The sequence below is a fragment of the Usitatibacter palustris genome (assembly GCF_013003985.1).
Taxonomy (GTDB): Bacteria; Pseudomonadota; Gammaproteobacteria; order Burkholderiales; family Usitatibacteraceae; genus Usitatibacter; species Usitatibacter palustris.
In genome coordinates this window covers 113,910-129,289 of sequence record NZ_CP053073.1, presented here as the reverse complement: position 1 = coordinate 129,289, position 15,380 = coordinate 113,910, and the positions used below count along the sequence as shown (strand labels likewise).

Below are 15,380 nucleotides of genomic sequence, written 5' to 3'. Positions count from 1 at the left end.
GTTCCATCTACTAGCTGGCGGATAGGGGGCAGAAGTTGAAGGCAAGCTTCTTCTCACAAGTTGACTCCGAAATTGAAACGCAGGTGTTGATGCACTCAAGCATCGCGGACTGTCCTGGGGGGGTGGCGAGAAGACTGGGCGGCATCAACCGATTGCAGATCTCTGTGGCCACTTCGCGGCGATCGCGTCGACGGTTGTTCAATTCCATGCAGAACTTGGCGCAGGCCTCGCCGAGGACCATGCCAGGCAGCTCGGCAGGATCGGGCAGAAAACGCCGCTTAAACCAATCAAGTACGCCCCAGCCACTCCCCTTCAAACCGAACGGGTCCACAACCGCCAGAGCGTTTCCGTCTACGTATGCGTATGTACTTGGTCCACCGCGCAACCCAATGGGATCGCTCTGCGCGTACCGCCCAATGCGTGGGTCATAGTCCCTGAAGTAGTTGTAGTGGTTGCCGGTTTCCACGTCGTAATACTGCCCTGGGAACCGCAGGTTGAAGTTGAACGCTCCAAGTCCGGTCGGATTCTCGTTGGCGGCATTGCTTCCGAACGGGTCTGCCTGAGCCCATTCCCAACGAATGCCGTTGGCCGTATCGCTGATCAGCCGCGGACTTCCTAAATGATCCGCCCAGACGTAGTAGATGTCGAATGTGCCGCCGTTGGGCTTTAGCACGGCGACCGGCAGATCGCCAAACCAAACGATTTCCTGAATAGGCGCTCCGGAAGCGTTGTACTCGCCGATCAAACGTCCCGACTCGTCGTACACAAAGAACAGATCCGCCCCAGATACCTTCTTCACTCGCTGGCCCAGGCCATTCACAAGGTAAGCGGTGGACCCAGCCGATTTCATCCGTCCGCGACCATCGTAGACATACGTCACGCCAGCGCTGGAAGTGAGGTTCCCCGCGTTGTCATACGTGAAGCTGCGAGTTGTGGCGCCTGACAAACTTGAGAGCTTGTGGCTCGTTCCGGGATACGTGTATGTCGTCGAGGCCGCGTTGACGGTGGCGTTCGTGCGGTTGCCGTTGAAGTCGTACGTGTAGCTCTGAGTTTGCCCGGCAGCCAAGTTGGCGGCATTCAGGCGGCTGAGAACATCGTAGGCAAACGTCTGGTTCATGTCCGCATAGATCCCCGTGGAAGGCCCAAGCGTGACGCTTGCGACTCGCCCATCCAAGTCGAGCTCGCGCTCATACGCTTGAGCATTGCCCCAGCTCCACTTGATTGCGGGACCGAACGGCGCGTACAGCGCACCGCTCAGAATCGTTGAGCCGTCGATGGTCAGGCCTGTCACTCTACCTTGCACGTCGTAGGCGTATGTCACAACCCGCCCTGACGGGTAGGTCATGGTTGCAGGCCTCGCGCTCGCAAAGGCGTACCCGACTGCAAACGATTTGTTGGTCGGTGTCGCCGTCACGGTTTGGGTCTTCGCAGTGATGCGGCCCTGGATGTCATAGGTCCACGCTGTACTACCCGACGGATCAGTGACCTTGGTGAGGCGACCCTTTGCGTACGCTCCACCAGTTGTGAGGTTGTCGTACTCGTAGGTGACAGTGCCATCGGTCACGTTCGCGGCGGTCACGCGGTTCAGCGCATCGTAGACGTAGCTCGTCGTTACCGAGCGAGCATCGGTTTGTGTTGCCACATTGCCCGCTGAGTCCGGCGTGTAATTTGTCGTCCCGGTGTCTGGGGACGCCAGCTGCGTGAGATTCCCGAGGCCATCATAGGTGTACGACGTCGTCAGGCCCTTAGGATCCTGCACAGACTTCAGGTGGTCCTTCGCGTCGTACGTGTAGTTGGTGTACTTCTGCAGCGGATCGCGGCTCCAGGACAAGCGGCTGTGCGCATCGTAGAGATTCAATGTCGAATTGAAGTTCGGATCCGTGATCGTGGTGGCGAGACCATTGCTGTTGTAGATGTACTCCGTGGTCTGGCCAGAGGCGCCGACTTCCTTGTGAAGGCGGTTCGCGGCGTCGTAAAGACGCTGCAGTGTCCCGCGAAGCACGCTCTGCGGATCGAAGGTCTTCTCGCGAACGCGATTGCCGTAGACGTCGAGCTCGTACTCGATCCTGTTACCTGCACGATCCGCGATCTCGACGAGGCCATTGGCCTCGTCGTAGGCGTAAGACGTCCATGATGCGTCGGGTAACGTCACCCGGATCAGGTTGCCGTTGCCGTCGTACGTGTACTGCGTGACATCCGCGCCGACCGTTCGCGACTCGAGCCAGCCGCGGCTGGTGTAGGCAAGCGTTGTCACCAGCCCGTTCGAATCCGTGATCTGGCTAGGACGCGAATCGTTGTTGTACACATAGCTCGTCACGTGTCCGATCGCGTTGGTCGCGGTGGCAATCTGGCCGCGACAACTGACGCAGGTGTCGCTCGCCGCGAAGTAGGTGAACGTCGTGATGTCAGAAACGTCGGTGCGGGGGCCGTCGATCGTGAGCACCTGGCCGTAAGCGTTGTACGTGTAGTTCCACTCGCGCGTGAGCGCTCCTGCCGTGAGCTTCTTTTTGAGCACGTTGCCCGACGCATCGTGAGTGAACTCCGTTACGAGGTTCACACCCGCGACTCCCGAGGGCTCGGTGATCGTGGCCGGTAGGCGATGGGTTGCGTGCCACGTAGTGGTGATGGTTCTCGCAACCGCAGTTCCGAAGCCCTCGGTCCTGGACGTCTCTAGATTTCGCGTCGCATCGTAGACGTAGTTGGTCACATTGCCGGCGCGATCCGTCCGCGACGTCGGATTTCCGTTGCCGTCGAAGGTGGCTGTGCTCTGGCCCGCCCCGCTCACCATTTCTTTCTTGAGCTTGAGCACGTCGTTCACGATCTGGAACTCGAACTGCTCGGCGTATCCGAACGCGTTGGTGGAACTGGTCGTTGAAACAGCACCAGAAGTCGAGTAGCTGAACGTGTACTTGTTCTCACCTCCCGCTCGCTGTGACGAAGCTACGCGCCCCAGGGAGTCGTACGTATAGGTCGAAAGGCGCATGTCTCGCTCATCGACGATCCCGGTGAGACCGAAGGGCCAGTTGGCGTCCTCGTAGAGGTAGGTCCGCACCTTGTTGCCGGGATATGTTGCCGTGACGAGCCTGCCAGTCGTCGCATCGTATCCATAGGTGTAAGCGCGCGCCCTGCCGGGTCTGTCATCGTGCTGAGGGCTCCTGCGGCGTTGTAGGTCAGCGTGATCGTTCTTCCGAACGAGTCGGTGATCGTCTCCAGCTGGCCACCAACGTTGTAGGTAAGCGTATGCACGAAACCCGCGCGGTACGTGATGCTCAGCAGTTTTCCCGCAGCGTCGTAAAGCTCGACGTCACGCTCGGCGGTCGTGTGGCGCCAGGCCGCTGCGCCCGGCCCGGCAACCTGCTCGATGGTCGCCGCGGCGCCTCGGTTGTTGTTCAGCTCCTTGCCGTTGGTCTTGAAGTAGACAACGAACCCGTCGGCACGCTGGATCGCGGCCAGCAGATACGCGTTGCCCACGTATGAAACGACGCGGCTCGCGTATGTGTGACGCCAGAAATCCGTGTTCTCCGCCATCCTTTCGGTCTGGGCGAATGTCCCGGAGCTGTTGTAGTAGCGCGAGAAGGAAAGGCCGCCGGTCGCGCCCGACTCATAGTCGGTCTCGTGCTGGCGTTTCGCGCCGTTGCCCACGTCGGTGGGATTTCCCCTGCACGTATCGCACGGCGGCGGGAGGGCACAGCGAGCGCCCGCCGCGCCGGAACCCTGCGCACATCCTGCGGGCCGAGTCTTTCCCAGGACATAGCTCGCCGTCTGCTCCCCGCTATTGCAACCTGACTCGGTGGCGACCTTGTATGTGAAATTCGCCTGCGCCCACGTTGCGGTCATCACCGATCCCGTGAACGTGTTCTGGTGATTGCCGCACGTTCCCGACGCGATCGTGTCTCCCCAAGGTCCCATGACCGGGCTCATGGAACATGCATTGCGGAAATTGGTCTCCGCGATCGTGGCGATGCCCATGAAGTTTCCCTCGCTCACCTCGACTGGAGTGCCGATGCATCGCGGACCTGTCGACACGTTTTCCGTGTCCCAGATGCCGCCGCGTGCGAGGCACCATTGAGCGCTCCAGGCGAGGAAGTCGCCGCCGGTACTGCATGCGCCGAACGTCCAACCGCCCTTTGGCATCGGTTCCTGGCAACTTGTCCCGCCGCCTTGATCGGCGCACGCGGCCAGCACCTCGCCGGAGAAGATAAGCAGGGAGGCAAGTGCAATTCGAATGAGAGGCTTGATCATGTTCTTCACTATCGTGTCACCAGCGTGAGAGGTACGGACGTCGTCGATGCCGCGGGCGGATCAACGACCACTGTGTAGGTTCCAGTCGTTGGCAGCGATGGCACGTCGATGCCACCGGTCGCGCCGTTGGAATACGAGACGCTCGTGAGCGTCGATCCATCGGGCTTGAGGACAGACACCAGGACGCTTCCACCGCCCACAACCGTGGCGGACGTCCAGTTCAATCGCAGCAACTGCGACGCACTGCCGGCAAACGTGAAGCGAGCGGTCTGGCCAGGACGAGCGAGGTTGGCCGTCTCCGACGCACCGTTGATGTTGAGTGCCGCCACGTGGGGCGTTGAAAGCGCGAGACTGCCGCCCGTAATCAGCGATGTCCCCGGAGGGGCGACCGTGACCACATACGTTCCCGTGATCGGAAGGCTCGCCACAATCACCTCACACGCGCTTGGCGCGGGCGAGCACGACATCGAGGTCTGGGTGGAGCCGTCGGGCTTAAGCACGCTGATCCACGTCGTCGACGAACTTGCGCTGGCATAGGTCAGCCCGCTGAGTCCAAACTCGACGCGTGCTCCGGCGGTTCCAGCGAACGTGTAGCGAACGGTTTCGCCGGCGTAGACAGTGGTCGGCGTGGGCATGGTGCCGTCGATCGCCAGCGCAACGCCTGGGTCGAGCGTGACTCGACCGCTGAATCCGACGCCGTACTGCGAGTCTCGAACAACGAGGCTGTATGCCCCTGTGACTGGCAGAGACGGGAGATTGAGCAACGTTCCGGCCGTGTTCGTGCTCGTCGACGTGAGCAGCACGCCATCGGGTTTGTAGACCTGAAGCGTGATCGACTGGCCGCTCGGACTGGTGACGAGATCGGCAAGCTCGATCGCCGTGCTCTCTCCCGCAGTACCTGCAAACGAGAAGCGCACGTTCTGACCCTGCCGGGTCACGCTGATCGCGGCCGGTGTGCCAGAAACGAGTGTGCCGGTCTGTTCCGTCGCAAGTGCGATGTTGCCGCTGATCTTGATGCCGGTGGGCGGCCAGAGGCGAACCGAGTAAGTACCTGCGACCGTCAGCGCAGGCAGATTCACCTTGCAACGGCCGCCAGGGTTCGACGGGTAGCAGCTCACGCTCGTTACGGATGAGCCGTCTGGCTTGTCGACGTAGAGATACGAGGGCGAGCTTCCCGCTCCAACATGAGCCAACTGGGCTACGCCAATCGTAAGTCCCGTTTGTCCTGCCGTCGCGGTGAATCGGAAGCGAACGTTCTCGCCCGCATCCAACGTCGAGAATGCCGTGGGCGCGGAGGTCGTATCGAGCACTGTCCCTTGTCGGGCGCTGAGGTGCGCTGAGCCGTATGCACCGGCGGCGGGATCCACGACAACCGTGTACGTGCCGGCCGTCGAGAGCGTGCCCAGTTCCACGTATCCCGGTGCGTCAACAGATGCCGAGCTCGAGGTGAGCTGCGTTCCGTTGGGGCGCAGCACGGAGTAGTTGAATGCCTGGGTTACTTGATCGGGCGTCACTCCCGACAATTCGACGGCGAAGCTGTCGCCGGCTGATACGTTGAACGTGTACCGGCCATCCTGGCCGCGTCGAGAAAGCACTACGTTGCTGGCAACGTCTGCGACCAACGCGCCGCTGACCTCGTTGCTGAGCTGCATGTCGAACGAGGGCTTCACGTTGAAGAATGTCTCCTCGATCATCGTGTACGTACCCGCGACTGGCGCGAGGAACTCACCGTCGCAGTTGCCGCTGTACCCGCCACCCGCGGCATTGCAGCTGGTGATTCCAAGCTCGGTTCCATCGGGCTTGTAGACACGCCACGTGGTACCGCCTGCGCTATACGGGAGGATGGTGAAGCCCGAGATGCCAAGACCGAGGCGCTGGTTCGCACTCGCTGCAAAGACCGAGCGGGTGCTTTGCCATGGGCCTGTCGTGCTGACCGCAACCGAGGTGCCATCGACAACAAGGATCGGGTCCGCCATGACGGAGGCCATGGTCGAGAGCTCGGCGGTTCCCGGGCTCACCATGACGAAGTACACGCCCGCCGTCGCGGTCTTCGGCAGGTGGATGGTTGGCCGGGCGGCACTCATGCCGAAGAAACCCTGCATGAGAAGCGTGAGGTCCGGCTTGAAGACCTTGTATTGGATGCTCGCGTCGGAAGGGCTGTTTGCGAGTGAGCCGAATTGCAGCGTGTAGAACGTGTCGGCAAGCAAGTCGACGAGTAGGGCCGCGTGCTTCATGGGCTGGCCCACTTCGACCAAACCCGGAGCGCCGCCAGGAGACAAGCGCACGGTCGTGATGATGTCCTCGGGCGCGTAGCCGGGCGGGACCGCGGTGATGATCGTGAATGGCGCGGTCGTGGAAGCAGAGAGCCCACCGACGGATACCGAGATCGGCCCGGACGTCGCGGCAGACGGCACCGTCACACTAAGGGAGCCGGAGTCCGCCGCTGAGACCGTGGCCGCAACTCCATTGAACATCACCGTGTTGTTGATCGCGGTCGCGCTGAACCCCGCGCCGTAGATCGTGACCGTCGAGCCAACGGGACCTTGAGCGGGTGCGAAGCCAGTAATGGCGAGGCCATACGCAGCCTGGCGCTTGAATTGCTTTACGTTTCCCGCCGCGTCATAGATCAACTCCACTTTGCTGCTCGCAGCCGACGCATTGGCTGCAACGAGCGTGAGCGCGGCCACGACGGTGAAGAATCGGCATGCGCCGGCGACGACCCCGGGACGAATTCGAGACAAGCTTGCGACTAGCGACACTGGATACCCCTCGCAAATGGATGACGGAGTTTTTTTGGGCAATAGCTCTCCGCCGGCTTGGAATGCCGGATCAAGCTGTGTGCGGAAGTACCCTGATGTGACGCGCTCGGAGGTTCGCTTGTGTGCGACCTGGCGCTTTATATTAGGCCGTCATTATACAAAGCGATGTCGAACGGATCAAGAATTTGTCGCGCAAAACAGGGCCGTGCGGAGTTTACAAATGCAATTGATTGAAGTGAGTTTCAGTAATCCAGCTTCATGATCGACCAGTGCTCGATCGCATCGCGCGCGAGCGTCCTGTCGCGCGACGGGTCCAGCGGGACTATGCTTATGGGGACGATGCGCTTCGGCATGAGCATGTCGCTTTGGCGCAGATACCTTCAACTTCGGATCCGCGCCGATGCATCTTCGGTTCGCTAGGAACGCTGAAATCTACAACTACTTCCGGGATTGCGACCCGACGATCGGGCGATACGTTGAGTCTGATCCCATCGGTCTGAAGGGCGGCCCGAACACCTATGCCTATGTGAGTGGTAGCCCGCTACGCTGGACTGACCCACGCGGCCTGGTCGAGATGGGTCCAGGCTGTAGCGATTGCCCGGAGCGCGATCAAATGCAGAGCCAGGCGAGCGCCGAGTGCAAGCGTGTCGACAACCAGATCACTGACATTGCGCTGGCCCGTTGCATCAAAGAAAAGTGCCAGACGATGAAAGTTCGCTGCGTGAAGAACTGCTTTGAAAACTTCAACGGTGGCGCATTCGATCCGCAGCGACCCGGTGAGATCATTCTTTGCGGTGGCGGACCGAAGAACAAAAACTATGGACCGATCGCTATTCACGAGTTTGCCCACGCATGCGGCTGGAAGAACGAAAAGGGCAAGGGAGTTCCGAATGAGGATCACAACAAGTGGGCGTTCTAGTGAACTGTCGACTGACCGCAAACTCTCTCGTGGCGGTGGCCAACCTTGCGGCACTGCTACTGAGCGCGTCGCTCGGCGCCTCTTCGACGTTAACCGTCGAGAAGATGTTCGAGGCCCATGCGTCTAACGACCACAACCCGTTCTACTTGGGGGTAGACGCAAAGCTCGGAACCGAACTTGGAGAGGCCGGGGCTTCACAACTGGCTGCGCGAATGGCCGCCGAGAAGGATGAAGAGCGGCTACGTCTACTCGCAAGTGCTATAGCTTACGCGGGCGGCAAAGCGGCGATAGAGGCGCTGCAGGCGAAGTCGGTGGCGAAGTACCCGTGGGCAAGGGGGATGACGTTTCTTGTGGCGCCATCGGCCAGGTCGGAGGGCATGATTCAGCCGCTCATTCGTGCTGTTGATCAGCCGCGCGATGAATATTCCGCTAGGACACAGGCTGCTCTGAGCCTTGCTTTGCTAAAGGACAAGAGAGCGATCCCTTCGCTGCGGCGCATGGCCGGGGAACGCCTCGGTGATTCGAGTGCCGCGAAGGCTGCGGTGACGTGGATTGAGCTGCCGCAGGCGACCGTCAAGTTCGAGGCCTCATCTCGGGACGATGATCTGCTTGCTGCCATCCTCCCGTTCTACCCTCCGGACTCGGATCCTCGTCTCGCACTTCTCTGTGATGGTATCCGTACCTGGAGGCTAGGAAGTGATGGTTGGGGCGTTGTTCCTGGCTGCTCGCAGGGCGCGAGCAAGGTAGTACTAGAGACGTTCCGGTCGAGTGACGGGCTGCGTGCTGTGGCGGCGGTGAGCGTCCAAGGGGCGGTGGGCTACAACTACCTGTTGCGCAAACATGGCGATCGGTGGGCGGTCGTTGGCATCCGTCACACCTGGATCGCCTAGTCCGTTTAGCAGTACGACTGCGTCGTCCACGACTACGACGCCTGCTGCCGCGATGCTCTACAACTACTTCCGAGATTACGACCCGCGGATCGGCCGATATGTTGAGAGCGATCCGATTGGCTTGCAAGGTGGAATCAACACTTTTGGCTATGTGGATAGCGCGCCTCTTGGGCTTGTCGATCCACTCGGGCTCCATTGGGAGTTCTGCTCAGGGACCGGGCAACTCAATAACGTGAGCGGGACGAAGCGCACATTCATCGGATACGGCCCAGCAGGAGCTGGTGCCGGCGCCAACAACCCCGACATGCAATGCGTGCCCAATGTTGGCCCGCCGCCCGAGAACACCTACGATATCGGGCCACCTACCCAGTTCGCCTACGGCGCGAACGCCATGAAATTGAAGCCGAGAGATCCGGGGAAGATGTGCGGCCGCAAGGATTTTTGGATTCACGACAGGCGCGGATCGATTGGGTGCCTGCAGCTGGACGACGACGTTCTAACGAAGATTGCAGAGAGTCCAGACCGAGAACTGAGAGTGAGGAAGAAATGCTCAAACTGAGAGCGGGCAAATCGAGTCTGCCGCTGCTGAGCCTCTTGCTGCTTCTCGCAATTGGATCGACCTCTGCCAAGGATCTTGTGGTGCCTGGCAAGACGCTGTTCGAGCACAACGCTGCTCAACGCGTTGTGATTGAAGTTCATACCGGGCCAAGAGAACCGCTGTCGAAAACCGAGTTCGACGAATACATGAACTATGCGCCGCTCCACTTCGGTCTCAGCGAACCCAATGAGGCAGTCGTTAAGCGCATTGGAGTCAAATGGGGCGGCTTGCCAGCCATGTACCTAAGCTCGTCCGCGTTTGGAGATCTCCACGATCCTCGACGAGTCGAGATTGAGATGAAAGGTGAAAGCCTTCTCTTGTCCATTGCGGGCGGCGACGCCGCGGGCTCTTACCGCGCCCAGCTAGAGATCGCTCCATACGGGATCGTTCGGCGATGGGTATTCAACCAACTTTCCGGACACGAACAGACTGCGGTCTATTCGTACTCGCACCGGTACATCGAGCAGGTCAGGACTGAACTCGAACGGGACAAGAAGCCTAGGAAGTAGTCAAGAATGCGATTGAATATCTTGCGCCCCCTCGTAGCCCGACTGGGTCGCTCTCGACGTCCCACCCGATCCGCGGGTCGACGTCCCGGAAGTCGTGGTAGAGCGACCCGAGTTGAACCGTGAAGGTGCGATGGGCAACCAAGACGAGTTGTCGTCAGATCGCCGCGAGCCGCTGAACCGTGTCGGGAAACTGTTTCACCAGACTGATGAGCAAGGCGGCCTGGGCATTGGGTTTCGCCCGTCCTTGCTCCCAATTCTCCAAGGTTCGAACGTTTGTTCGCAGGTAGGCGGCAAACACGGCTCGAGAGATGTGCAGGCCCTCTCGGACGCGAACGAGTTCCTTGGGGGAAAGGGTGGGTGCCGGCTTGACCTTCACGCTATGGGTCCTGAGCGTCACCTTTCCCGCACGGGCGGCCGACAGGGCATCCATGCCTTCCTTGAGCTCCGCGAATACGTCGCGTTTCCGCCCAAGTTTTCCAACCGACTTTGCTTTCGTATTCATCGTCTGCTCCTTGCTTCCAACTCGGCCTTCATCAGCCCCTTGAGAGTTCTACGCTGCTCAGGGGATAGGTCATCGGCCTGGTCCTTGTCATAAACGGTGAACAACCAAAACTGGCTCTCTGAATCCCACCAGTAGTAAATCACCCGCAGGCCGCCTCGCTTGCCCTTGCCGCGCCTTGCATCGGGGAAGCGCAGCTTGCGCAGTCCACCGGAATCCCTGATGAGATCGCCGCCTTCGGGATTCTTCATCAGTTCAACTTGCAGTCGCGTGAAGGCCGAGTCGTCGAAGTAGTCGGCGCGGTGGCGCGCGAACGCTGGAAGTTCGACGAAGACCGCCTTCATGGCAATATTATACGCAATCTGCGTATAGAAGGAAGGCTCACCCGGGAGGGCGGGTGAACGATCCTGCGTAGACATCAAGACCCATCGGCGATCCTTTCGAGTGCGATCCGGTAGCGAAGCCCGGGCGTCGAGCCGAAGGCTTCCGGTTTCGTGAATCGTTCGTGCAGCACGCCACCGTTGGCTTCGATCACGCGCTGCGAGGCCACGTTCGCAGGGTCCGTCGTCAGCTCGACATAGCGGAGGCCCTCCTCTTTCGCGAGCGGCAGGATCAGGCCCAGTGCGCGCGTGGCGCATCCCATCCGCTGCTTCCAGGGAACCACGGTGTAGCCGATGTGGCCCAGCACATGCGGCGGCAGCGCTTCGGTTCCGTCCTGCCAGCGAAACCCAATCGCGCCGCAGAACTCTCCGTCCCACATCCATCGCCGGAGTCCGGGAAGGCGCGGGACCTGTGTGCCATCGGGCAGCGTGACCATCGCCCCTTCCGGACGGCGAATCGCGAGCGATGCAAGAAACGCGGCGCTGTCCTTGCGAATGAGCTCGAGCTCTTCGTCCGCCGCGACCTTGCCGCGCACGGTGTCCCAGGACCAGCCTCGCTCGAGGGCCGCAACGTACGCCGAAAGATATTCAGCCGACGGCTGCACGAGCTTGAAGGGCGCCCCCATCAGCGAACCTCCTCGCCGAACCAATCCGGATGCCCGCGCACGAACGCGTAGATCAGCGGCAGCCGATCCTCGATATCCGGTGTCTTGTTCGCAACGCTGCCGTAGGCCTTGCCGAGCACGTCGTGGTACTCGTCATCGTTGTCGCTGATCTTCTCGGCCGCCGCGACGACGGCCTCGAGCGCACTCGCCTCGTCCGCCAGCCCGAGGACGCGATAGGACTCGATGATGCGTCCCATGTCCGACGACCGGTTGCCGATCGCCGTCCATCCCTCGAACTGGCAGTGCCGCTCGAACTCCAGGACGTAGAGCAGCGGTTCGTAGCCCTTGGGCAGCGGTGGCATGTCCGTGCCATAGATCGCGGCCAGAAGATCGCCGGACAGAAATTCATCGAGCTCGTCATCGTCCTCGATCTCCCAGAAGGCGAGCTCGGCGCCGAGCATCTCGGGTTTCGTCGTGAAGCCCATCTTGCCGTTGCTCTTTGCACGCATCTCCCTGTCCCTCTCGCGAAAGTAGGCGCGTATCTTGAGAATGGATTGTTCGACGGCACGGGGGATTCGCAGCATGTCGTTTTCCTGGGATTACGAACCGATCGCGCGTGCGAGGTTGGCCCGTGCACGCGCTTCCAATTGTCCCTGCACTGCCGGAGTGCTGTAGATCACGGGACGATCGAGGAATGATTTGAGGATCGATTTCCTCTTCATCCGGAAGATGAATCCCGGAACGTAGGAATACTCCTCGCGGATCTGGCCCTCGTATTCGGCGAACCGCGCGTCGGAAGCGCCCAGGATCGACAGGTCGATGTCCACCAGGACCTTCTCGTCCTGCGTGACCGGTACGCCCGTGTGCCGAGTGACGCGAATGAGATCGCGTATGCGTTCGGCAGATGAATACGCGACGCCCGCCGCGACCAGCGCCTGGTGCGCCCACGCAGCGCTCTTCGCTTCGTTGTCCGAAGACTTCAGGTCGTAGATGGCGTCGTGGAACCACAGTGCCATCTCGACTTCCGCGGGCCGCTCGGCTGCGGAGCCGACGGATTCGAAGAGCGCGAGGCATTCCTCGAGATGCTGCAGGGTGTGGTACTTGCGATGCGGCTCGGCGTAGCGCGCGAGCACCGCGTCACGAAGCGCGTCGCCATCTCCGCGCGCATCGAGGCCGCGCCACGCGCGTATCCAGGACGTTTGAAAGAGCTCCGTAGCGCTCATGGAGCGCCATCTTGCCTGACGTGGCGCGGAGCCGCCTAGAGGCGCTCAGCCCTCCGGATCATTCGCCGCATGGATTCGGCGCAGGCGTGCGAGCACCCCCACCACCATGCGGTCCACGCGCAGCAGGAGCCGTGCGGCAAGCCTGCGGCGCGCGGACTGGGCCCCGCGTGCGGGGCTCCGTTTTCGGGGTTCAACGCGTGCGCGTCGCAAGCTTGAACTCCTTCTTCACCGCGGGCGCATCGTTGGCCGCGATGACATCGTCCTTATCCTTCAGCACGTCCTCGATCAGGACGCGATGCAGGTGGAACGTGCTCCACAGGTGCCGGCGCAGCTGCTGCATGCCCATCGCGGCGTTCTCTTCGACCTTCTTCGCGACCAGGCGCGTGAGGCCGTCCGTGTTGACGGCGACGGGCGCATCGGAATCGGAGGCGATCGCGGGAACGGCGGCGAGCGCCAGCGTGGCCAGCGCGAGACGAATGTTGGAGTGGTTCATGGCTTCCCTCTTTCAGGGTGGCGAGCGCGGAATTGCGCTCACCGCCAGACTAGGGGGGCGGGGGCAGAGAGGTCGCCGCAGTATTGCGAGGCGACCGAGAAAGCTATCGGACGAACGGAGTGTGAAAAATCACGCTCGCGCGGCAGGCTTTTTCCGCGGGGTCGGTCCGAACTTGCGCTGGATCGAATCCATCATGGGCAGCGCGTCCAGTTCAGGTGCCAGCTTCTTCAGGGCAGCGAAACCCTTGCGCGCACGCGCTCGCCATCCTGCGCCGCGCGCGTGCAAGTCCTTCCAGAGGCGCTTGTAGTCGTCCTCGCGATCCGCAAACGTTGCCTCGAGGAGCGCCGCGGACTGCAGGAGGTCCTTCCCGGCCTTCGTGGGATTGCGAGCCCGGCGATCCGCATAGACGAGCATCTTGTGCAGCGCGTAGCGCGCGGGATCGGGAACGTTGACCAACGTTGCTCCCACTGCGCTCAGTACAACCGCCTGGCCGACGTCCTCGAGGATGAACTCGAGGAACCTCAGCGGCTGGAGCCGCACCCCAAGCTCGGCGTGCTCGTACGGCGCTTCCTTGCCTCCGACCATCGGCGCAAGGAAGTCCACGCGCAGGGATCTATCCGTCTTGCTCACGAAGCTCGCGGTCTTTTCCCAGGGACGGAAACCCGGTATCGGCAGGAAGCCCGCTTCGAGCCGCTCGATGGCGCTTGCGGTGTCCACCTTCATCAAGTGCGGTAAACCCAGCTCGATGTTCGATCCCGCGTGGGCGAAATCGAGGTCCTGCGTGCGCGCCGCCTCGCCCCACGACACACCGAGCGCGTTCCCGCACGCGAGGAAGGCATGGGTTCCGATGAGGAGCCCGCCTGCGCGAAAGAATCCCACCTCGTTCAGCCGCCGGACGACACGGAAGTGCGTCGGTGTCGCGCCCGCGCAGCCGTGGGCGATGGCGGCCGCCGCAAGGCGAGTGATGGATCGTGCGTCCTTGGCGCGCGCGCGTTCGACGAGCGCGCGCAGCGGGTCGCTGTCGGGTCCGATGAAGTATTGCGTGAGTTTTCCGGTATCGACCTCGGTGAACTGGTAGTACCAGTACACGATCCCGCGGACGGTCTTCCGGTTGAAGGACCCGCTCAGCGTTTCGATGGAGCGCGAGAGCTCCAGGTGGCGGACCACGTCGAGGAGTTCGGAGTAGGCGGCCTGGGCGGCGGCGCCGAGGGGTGTGCTGAGCATGGTTATACTAGCCTGTAGATGGCCTAGTATAACAAAGTCCCGCAGTTATACTAGCCCAGAGTCAACCTAGTATAACGACGCGCGGTATCCTCCATTTTCGACTTTTGGAGGATACGTCTCGCGGTGTCAGTCCGAACCGGTCTTCTTGAGCACCGTGAACCGCTCCGCGATCGACAGCGAGCGCGCTGATTTCAACAACCGTGCGACGGCGCTCAGCGACGAAGCCTCGTTCACCGATTCCGGGGCGAGTTCGATCACCGGGCGGCGCACGCGCGTGAGCTCGGCGAGCATCCGGTCGGTCAGCGCATCGTTATGCAGCTTCACGCCGGGCGGCGCGAAGTAGAAACCCTGGAGATAGTCGGCGCCCGACTCGATGGCGAGCAGCGCTTCGCTCGCATCCTCGATGCCTTCGATCACGACCTTGCTGCCCGCTTCGTGCAGGAGGCCGACCACGGCCGGCAGCATGCGTCGCGCCTTCACGTTGCCCACGGCGTCGGCGAGGATCGAACGATCGATCTTCACGAGGTCCGGGCCGATGGCGGCGACGCGGTCGAAATTGGAGCGCTCGACGCCGAAGTCATCCATCGCGAGCTTGAAACCCATCGAACGGTAGGCGTCCGCGGCTTCGACGAGCAGGCCTTCATCGGCGCACGAGCCTTCGAGAATCTCGATGCACACGCGCTCGGGCGTGAGGCCGAAGTATCCGATGCGCGAGCGCACTTCCTTCGCTTGCGTGGCGTCGGCAACGGCGGCAACCGGATGCATATTGAGGTAGAGCATGCGGTCGCCCGGATCGACGGCCGCGAAATTGCGAAGATGCAGCGTGCGGCAGGTGCGATCGAGCGAGATCAGTTCCGATTCGTCGAGGCTGTCGAAGAGATCGCCCGAGTTGACCGGCGTGCCATCCGCGCGCGACGCGCGAACCAGGCCTTCGTAGCCCTCGGCGCGGGTCTCGCGCACGTTATAGATGGGCTGGAAGGTCGAGACGAGGGTGAGACCGTTGAATTCGATCGAGGCCGGCACGGCGGAACTCCTGATC

15 protein-coding genes are annotated in these 15,380 nt (G+C 61.6%); 4 read left to right on the top strand and 11 right to left on the bottom strand.

The genetic code is table 11. The annotated features are described in order from the left end of the window. Positions 1-10: 10 nt before the first annotated feature. From DSM104440_RS00605 to DSM104440_RS00595, 3 genes are read right to left on the bottom strand one after another with little or no spacing between them, the layout of a single operon-like run. The gene (locus DSM104440_RS00605; protein WP_171159785.1) at positions 11-2,983 is read right to left on the bottom strand and encodes an RHS repeat domain-containing protein; all 2,973 of its coding nucleotides are present in this window, start codon (positions 2,981-2,983) and stop codon (positions 11-13) included. Next, positions 2,941-4,242: an RHS repeat domain-containing protein gene (locus tag DSM104440_RS00600; protein WP_246212131.1), complete on the bottom strand. Its 1,302-nt coding sequence runs from the start codon at positions 4,240-4,242 to the stop codon at positions 2,941-2,943. The genes DSM104440_RS00605 and DSM104440_RS00600 overlap by 43 nt, the downstream gene beginning before the upstream one ends. Positions 4,243-4,250: 8 nt before the next feature. Beyond that, the gene (locus DSM104440_RS00595) at positions 4,251-6,929 is read right to left on the bottom strand and encodes a pre-peptidase C-terminal domain-containing protein (protein WP_171159781.1); all 2,679 of its coding nucleotides are present in this window, start codon (positions 6,927-6,929) and stop codon (positions 4,251-4,253) included. Between the two features lie 472 nt (positions 6,930-7,401). Between DSM104440_RS00595 and DSM104440_RS00590 the strand changes: the two genes are divergently transcribed. The 4 genes from DSM104440_RS00590 to DSM104440_RS00575 are packed head-to-tail and all read left to right on the top strand — an operon-like array spanning position 7,402 to position 9,917. Continuing rightward, positions 7,402-7,920, top strand: a complete 519-nt coding sequence (locus tag DSM104440_RS00590) for an RHS repeat domain-containing protein (protein ID WP_171159779.1) — start codon at positions 7,402-7,404, stop codon at positions 7,918-7,920. Beyond that, positions 7,908-8,810, top strand: a complete 903-nt coding sequence (locus DSM104440_RS00585; RefSeq protein WP_212758154.1) for a hypothetical protein — start codon at positions 7,908-7,910, stop codon at positions 8,808-8,810. Before DSM104440_RS00590 ends, DSM104440_RS00585 begins: the two co-directional genes overlap by 13 nt. A 52-nt stretch (positions 8,811-8,862) precedes the next feature. Next, a complete protein-coding gene (locus tag DSM104440_RS19200; RefSeq protein ID WP_212758153.1) occupies positions 8,863-9,369 on the top strand; it encodes an RHS repeat-associated core domain-containing protein in 507 nt (168 codons plus the stop codon). After that, positions 9,357-9,917 carry a hypothetical protein gene (locus tag DSM104440_RS00575; protein WP_171159775.1) on the top strand — a complete coding sequence of 187 codons (561 nt, stop codon included), beginning with the start codon at positions 9,357-9,359 and terminating at the stop codon, positions 9,915-9,917. Before DSM104440_RS19200 ends, DSM104440_RS00575 begins: the two co-directional genes overlap by 13 nt. A gap of 154 nt (positions 9,918-10,071) precedes the next feature. On the opposite strand, the gene DSM104440_RS00570 is transcribed toward DSM104440_RS00575, so the two are convergent. The 8 genes from DSM104440_RS00570 to DSM104440_RS00535 all read right to left on the bottom strand — a co-directional run bounded on the left by DSM104440_RS00570 (position 10,072) and on the right by DSM104440_RS00535 (position 15,364). Beyond that, complete coding sequence (locus tag DSM104440_RS00570; protein ID WP_171159773.1) at positions 10,072-10,419, bottom strand: helix-turn-helix domain-containing protein; 348 nt, start codon at positions 10,417-10,419, stop codon at positions 10,072-10,074. Further along, complete coding sequence (locus tag DSM104440_RS00565) at positions 10,416-10,760, bottom strand: toxin (RefSeq protein ID WP_171159771.1); 345 nt, start codon at positions 10,758-10,760, stop codon at positions 10,416-10,418. The genes DSM104440_RS00570 and DSM104440_RS00565 overlap by 4 nt, the downstream gene beginning before the upstream one ends. Before the next feature lie 74 nt (positions 10,761-10,834). Continuing rightward, complete coding sequence (locus DSM104440_RS00560; protein WP_171159769.1) at positions 10,835-11,422, bottom strand: GNAT family N-acetyltransferase; 588 nt, start codon at positions 11,420-11,422, stop codon at positions 10,835-10,837. After that, positions 11,422-11,910 (bottom strand): hypothetical protein, encoded by a 489-nt coding sequence (locus DSM104440_RS00555; RefSeq protein ID WP_171159767.1) that lies wholly within the window; start codon positions 11,908-11,910, stop codon positions 11,422-11,424. The genes DSM104440_RS00560 and DSM104440_RS00555 overlap by 1 nt, the downstream gene beginning before the upstream one ends. Positions 11,911-12,000: 90 nt before the next feature. Further along, on the bottom strand, positions 12,001-12,624 hold the full coding sequence (locus DSM104440_RS00550) for an HD domain-containing protein (protein WP_171159765.1): 624 nt from the start codon (positions 12,622-12,624) through the stop codon (positions 12,001-12,003). A 190-nt stretch (positions 12,625-12,814) separates the two neighbouring features. Then, entirely contained in the window at positions 12,815-13,117 is a 303-nt protein-coding gene (locus DSM104440_RS00545; protein ID WP_171159763.1) for a hypothetical protein, read from the bottom strand. Between the two features lie 129 nt (positions 13,118-13,246). Beyond that, positions 13,247-14,341 (bottom strand): GSU2403 family nucleotidyltransferase fold protein, encoded by a 1,095-nt coding sequence (locus DSM104440_RS00540; RefSeq protein WP_171159761.1) that lies wholly within the window; start codon positions 14,339-14,341, stop codon positions 13,247-13,249. Between the two features lie 126 nt (positions 14,342-14,467). Beyond that, positions 14,468-15,364 (bottom strand): EAL domain-containing protein, encoded by an 897-nt coding sequence (locus DSM104440_RS00535; protein ID WP_171159759.1) that lies wholly within the window; start codon positions 15,362-15,364, stop codon positions 14,468-14,470. Positions 15,365-15,380 lie beyond the last annotated feature (16 nt).

Coding starts and splice junctions, on each gene's coding strand:
- DSM104440_RS00545 (WP_171159763.1), bottom strand. CDS start 13,117: ATGAACCACTCCAACATTCGTCTCGCGCTGGCCACGCTGGCGCTCGCC.
- DSM104440_RS00565 (WP_171159771.1), bottom strand. CDS start 10,760: ATGAAGGCGGTCTTCGTCGAACTTCCAGCGTTCGCGCGCCACCGCGCC.
- DSM104440_RS00600 (WP_246212131.1), bottom strand. CDS start 4,242: ATGATCAAGCCTCTCATTCGAATTGCACTTGCCTCCCTGCTTATCTTC.
- DSM104440_RS00605 (WP_171159785.1), bottom strand. CDS start 2,983: ATGCGCCTTTCGACCTATACGTACGACTCCCTGGGGCGCGTAGCTTCG.
- DSM104440_RS00540 (WP_171159761.1), bottom strand. CDS start 14,341: ATGCTCAGCACACCCCTCGGCGCCGCCGCCCAGGCCGCCTACTCCGAA.
- DSM104440_RS00555 (WP_171159767.1), bottom strand. CDS start 11,910: ATGCGTGCAAAGAGCAACGGCAAGATGGGCTTCACGACGAAACCCGAG.
- DSM104440_RS00570 (WP_171159773.1), bottom strand. CDS start 10,419: ATGAATACGAAAGCAAAGTCGGTTGGAAAACTTGGGCGGAAACGCGAC.
- DSM104440_RS00575 (WP_171159775.1), top strand. CDS start 9,357: ATGCTCAAACTGAGAGCGGGCAAATCGAGTCTGCCGCTGCTGAGCCTC.
- DSM104440_RS00560 (WP_171159769.1), bottom strand. CDS start 11,422: ATGGGGGCGCCCTTCAAGCTCGTGCAGCCGTCGGCTGAATATCTTTCG.
- DSM104440_RS00550 (WP_171159765.1), bottom strand. CDS start 12,624: ATGAGCGCTACGGAGCTCTTTCAAACGTCCTGGATACGCGCGTGGCGC.
- DSM104440_RS19200 (WP_212758153.1), top strand. CDS start 8,863: ATGCTCTACAACTACTTCCGAGATTACGACCCGCGGATCGGCCGATAT.
- DSM104440_RS00590 (WP_171159779.1), top strand. CDS start 7,402: ATGCATCTTCGGTTCGCTAGGAACGCTGAAATCTACAACTACTTCCGG.